Origin of the sequence: Limnospira sp. PMC 1279.21 (assembly GCF_032349615.1) — a bacterium.
Taxonomy (GTDB): Bacteria; Cyanobacteriota; Cyanobacteriia; order Cyanobacteriales; family Microcoleaceae; genus Limnospira; species Limnospira fusiformis.
Genome location: NZ_JARPLU010000245.1, coordinates 1 through 5,067, shown reverse-complemented (window position 1 = coordinate 5,067; position 5,067 = coordinate 1). Strand labels below are relative to the sequence as shown.

General features: G+C 47.7%; 3 protein-coding genes. 2 read left to right on the top strand and 1 reads right to left on the bottom strand.

Annotated features, from left to right (window positions below):
• Positions 1-131: 131 nt before the first annotated feature.
• Complete coding sequence (gene topA, locus P5683_RS22575) at positions 132-2,867, top strand: type I DNA topoisomerase (RefSeq protein ID WP_035759138.1); 2,736 nt, start codon at positions 132-134, stop codon at positions 2,865-2,867.
• Between the two features lie 128 nt (positions 2,868-2,995).
• A complete protein-coding gene (locus P5683_RS22570) occupies positions 2,996-3,265 on the top strand; it encodes a hypothetical protein (protein WP_006623548.1) in 270 nt (89 codons plus the stop codon).
• 399 nt (positions 3,266-3,664) lie between these two features.
• On the opposite strand, the gene P5683_RS22565 is transcribed toward P5683_RS22570, so the two are convergent.
• Complete coding sequence (locus P5683_RS22565) at positions 3,665-4,957, bottom strand: pitrilysin family protein (RefSeq protein WP_006623550.1); 1,293 nt, start codon at positions 4,955-4,957, stop codon at positions 3,665-3,667.
• Positions 4,958-5,067: the final 110 nt, after the last annotated feature.

Sequence of the window (5,067 nt, the reverse complement as noted above, 5' to 3'; positions counted from 1 at the left end):
CGCTATCGTCGCATTGTCAGGCAATAGCCGGATAAATGTCGCGTAAATGTATCAGAAAAAGATAAATTCTGGTCTCCCCCAAACCAGGGCCAGACCCCAAGTCCAGTTTGCTGCTATACGAAAAAGCTGCTATGTCAACTTTAGTTATCGTTGAATCACCGACCAAAGCCCGGACTATTCGTAACTTCTTACCGAAAGACTATCAGGTAGAAGCCTCAATGGGTCATATCCGGGATTTACCACCCTCTGCTGATGAAATTCCCGAAGAGTACAAGGGGAAAACATGGGCAGGGCTAGGGGTAAACGTGGAAGGGAATTTTGAGCCTATTTATGTAATCCCCAAAGATAAGCAGAAAGTGGTCAAAGAACTCAAAAAAGCGCTTAAACAAGCGACAGAGTTAGTTCTAGCCACCGACGAAGACCGAGAAGGGGAAAGTATTAGCTGGCACTTGTTGCAGGTGCTAAAACCGAAAATTCCCACCCGGCGTATGGTCTTCCATGAAATCACCTCGGAAGCCATACTCTCAGCCCTACAACATTGCCGAGACTTAGATGAACAACTGGTTCACGCCCAGGAAACCCGGCGGATACTCGATCGCCTCTATGGTTATACACTGTCACCACTGCTGTGGAAAAAAATCGCCCGAGGCTTGTCAGCCGGTCGGGTGCAGTCTGTAGCCGTAAGATTGATAGTAAACCGAGAGAGGGAACGTCGCGCCTTCCGACAGGGAGGATATTGGGATCTAAAAGCCTTGCTGGAACAAGGTAAAACCGAGTTTGAGGCGAAACTAATTACCCTAAATGGGGTAAAGGTAGCCACAGGTAGCGACTTCGATGAAAGCACTGGTAGAATCGCCGAGGGGCGTAATGTAGTCCTACTAGACTCAGACCAAGCCCAAGCCCTCAAGGAGAGACTGAGGGAGAAACTCTGGTCTGTCAGCAATATTGACCAACGCTCAGTTACTCGCAAACCCGCGCCGCCATTTACCACATCGACTCTGCAACAGGAAGCTAACCGCAAACTCAGACTTAGCGCCCGTCAGACTATGCAGGTGGCTCAAGGACTCTATGAGCGTGGTTATATTACTTATATGCGGACTGACTCTGTACATTTATCAGAGCAAGCCATAGTAGCTGCTAGAAACTGCGTTGAGCAGAAATATGGCAAAGAGTACCTGAGTCCGAAACCACGCCAGTACACGACCAAAAGTAAGGGCGCTCAAGAAGCCCACGAAGCTATCCGCCCGGCTGGAAGTTATTTCCGTACTCCCCAGGAAACTGAGTTAAGTGGTAATGACTTGAAACTGTATGACTTAATTTGGAAGCGGACCGTTGCTTCTCAGATGGCTGACTCTCGCCAAACTAATATCTCTGTTGACTTACAGGTGGAAGATGCAGGTTTTCGGGCGACGGGGAAACGTATTGATTTCCCTGGGTTTTTGCGGGCTTATGTAGAAGGGTCTGATGATCCTGATGCGGCTTTGGAAAATCAAGAAGTACCTCTACCACCTTTAAAAGTAGGTCAACATCCTGATTGTAAGGATTTGGAGGCAGTGGGACATGAAACCCAACCTCCGGCACGCTTTACAGAAGCATCTTTGGTCAAAACTCTGGAAAGTGAGGGGGTAGGTCGTCCGAGTACCTACGCGAGTGTCATTGGTACGATTATCGATCGCGGTTATGCTCAAATTAAGGGCAATGCTCTGATTCCTACTTTTACGGCTTTTGCCGTTAATAGCCTCCTGGAGAAACATTTTCCCGATTTGGTGGATATCCGTTTCACCGCTCGCATGGAGAATACTCTTGATGAAATAGCCACTGGACAGGCGGACCAGTTGCCTTATTTGCAACAGTTCTATTCCGGTGACGGGGGGCTGGAAAATCAGGTTAAGGAACAGGAAAGCCAAATTGATGCTAAGGTAGCCCGAACTATTGAATTGGAAAATTTGGGTGATGCTACTGATGGCATGACTTACCGTTTGTGTTTGGGTCGCTTTGGGCCTTATATTGAGGCACAGAAGGATGAGGAGATTATTACTGCTTCCATTCCTCAAGACCTGACTCCTGCTGACCTGACTCCTGAGTTAATTCAGGAGTTGATTGGACAAAAGACGGAGGGACCGGAAAAGCTGGGAGTTCATCCAGAAGCAGGGGAACCGATTTTTATGTTAATTGGTCCCTATGGTCCTTATGTGCAGTTGGGGGAAGAGTCGGAAACTAATAAGAAGCCGAAACGGGTCTCCCTTCCCAAGGGACTGGAAAAGGATGCGGTGACTTTGGATGTGGCTGTGTCGCTTTTGTCTTTACCTCGCCTTTTGGGACTGCATCCCGAAACGGGGGCTAAGGTTAAGGCTGCTATTGGTCGCTTTGGTCCTTATGTGGTTCATGAAAGTAAGGAGGCTAAGGATTATCGCTCTATCAAGGCTCCTGATGATGTCTTGACTATTACTTTTGAGCGGGCTTTGGAACTTCTGGCACAACCGAAGGTGGGACGCAGGGGGACTAAAAAAACTCTTACTCCCCTGCGAGAGTTGGGAGAACACCCGGAAGATGGAGAACCTCTCAATATCTATGATGGTCGCTATGGTCCCTATATTAAGCATGGCAAAATTAATGCTTCTTTGCCTAAAGAACAGGCGATCGAAACTTTCACCCTAGAACAGGCTCTGGAACTCTTAAAGGCTAAGGCGGCTTCTGGGTCGAAGTCGAAGTCGAGGTCGAAGTCTACTAGCAGTACCACTGCCAAAAAGTCTACTACTGCCAAAAAGTCTACCACTGCCAAAAAGTCTACTACTGCCAAAAAGTCTACTACTGCCAAAAAGTCCACTACTAGGAAAAAATCCAGCACTAAGGGGGAAACGGAATAAGTTTTGACATCCCGGGAAGGGCTGATATAATGGGAGAATGGGCGGGTTGTATCGACTAGCGATCGCCAATAGGGATGCTGCCGAAACTCGCCTATGACCCTGTGAGTTGATGGGAATGGGGATTTATTATGTGGAAATATATCATCACGGCTTTGGTGGCTTTAGAATTGGTCTTGCTGAGTTCGTTTTGGTCTCCGGCTGCGGCGACGATTAATGATACAGAATCCTATATTTGGGATTATGCCTATGGCGGTAGTAGTCAATTGGTCTGTAAACAGGTCATTTTTCACCCGATAGGGGAACCTGTACCGGCTCATGAATCACTCACCCAACCGGCTACCCTACGATCGCATATTGTTGACAGCAGCCACTGTAAAAGCGTCAGTAAACCCAGTTAAATAGACGGTCTCAAATCGGAAACCATCAATTAAGGGGTCGATTCAGGTTGACCCCACAGGGTGATTTGTTGCCTGACCCAAAAATAAGTTTGGCTAATTGATACAGCTCAAATATATGGGATTTTTCAAAGATTGTTAAGATTTGATACGTTTTTTTTGATAAAAAGTGGCAAAAAGTTGACGAGATTATCGGGGTTGTGGTAACATTGAGGAAACCGATACCAAGGGGGTATTGTGTCTTGATGCACAAATAAAGGCTGAAACCCCGATTCTCTGGCGATTAAAGTTATTTTTTGAGGGAAAACTGAAACTGGCGATGCACGAGTTTTGAGGATGAGTGGGGCTAGGGTTTTTAGACATCTTGACAAAATGGCGATTTTGTGCATGGCAGAGAGTATGTTAGTGGGAGTAGGAAAAAGGGGTGACGATCGCCTGTGGACCGACCAAGACGAGGTAAGGTTGACAGAAGTATTTTTGAGATATTTCTAGGACTTGTGGAACTGTGACCGAGGCGACATCAATTTGAAATTGCTGGTCGAAGTCAATACCCAATTCTAGGGTTTCATACCATCCGTAAATTTGGGCGAGTTGGCTGTTAGTTTGCTTTCCGAGGGCATATTGTCCTAGTAGTTTATTTTTAGCGACCTGGAGTTCTTCTTCTGTGAGGGGGGTGTTGGTAAGTCGGTCTACTTCGGCGCGTAGTCCGTCAATAGCGATCGCAGTATTATTAGGGGCAGTACCCATATACACGACAAATTGGGAAGCATCTAGGCGGGTAGGATAGAAAGCCGAGACATCATAGGCTAGTCCCCGCTTTTCGCGTAATTCGACGAAGAGGCGACTGGATAGACCATTACCCAAATAGGTGTTCATGACTTTGAGGGTGGCATAATCCTCGTGATAGACCGAGGCGGCGAGGTATCCTAGCATAATTACAGATTGCTGGGTTTCCTGGGGTGCGATCGCCTTGTGGGGGTTAGAGATGATTGTTGGTAGGGTGAGTTTGGGGAGGGGAGTCGGGGGTGCTTTCCAGTCTCCAAAGCATCTCTGTATGTGGCTTAGGGCTTTCTCTAGGGTAATGCGTCCCGCTAGGGAAATAATCAGATTATCTGGGCGAAAATAGGTCTGATGAAATTCCTGTAAGTCGGCGCGGGTAATTTGACTTACGGTTTCTTCGGTTCCGAGGCTGGAAATAGCATAGGGATGGTTTTGATACATTCCCCGTCGTAGATGGTCGAAAGCTACGGAAAATGGTTGTTCTTTCTGGGCTCTAATACCTTGAATGGTGATGCGGCGTTCCAGTTCTATTTCCGCTTCGGGAAAAGATGGGGCGCGCAAGAGTTGGGCGACTAACTCCAAAATATCCTCAAAGTCACCAGAAACGGTTTTGACACCGACGAGGAAATAGTCGGAGGAGGTGTCCGCGCTAACCCTCGCCCCAACTGACTCGACTCTTTCGGCAATTTCTAGGGATGACAGGCTTTCTGTCCCTTTGGTCATGACGGCGGCGAGGAGGTGAGAGAGTCCGGCTTGGTGTGGTGGTTCCCAACGGGTCCCAGTCCTCAAAAATAAACGGGTCGCGATAATGTCCGCCGCCGGGTTTTCAGTGACTAACAGGATAATACCGTTATCTAAAACATAGCGATGAACGTTCTGGGTATCTGAGAATGATGGGGTTAGGGTTTGAGTCACGGCTGCCTATGATGATGAAATGCGATCGCAGTTGATGCCAGGATCTTTTTTGACACTCCCCGCGAGTCACGCGACGGGGATTCTTGGTTCATCAACCGGACTTAACTGAG

Coding starts and splice junctions, on each gene's coding strand:
- topA (WP_035759138.1), top strand. CDS start 132: ATGTCAACTTTAGTTATCGTTGAATCACCGACCAAAGCCCGGACTATT.
- P5683_RS22570 (WP_006623548.1), top strand. CDS start 2,996: ATGTGGAAATATATCATCACGGCTTTGGTGGCTTTAGAATTGGTCTTG.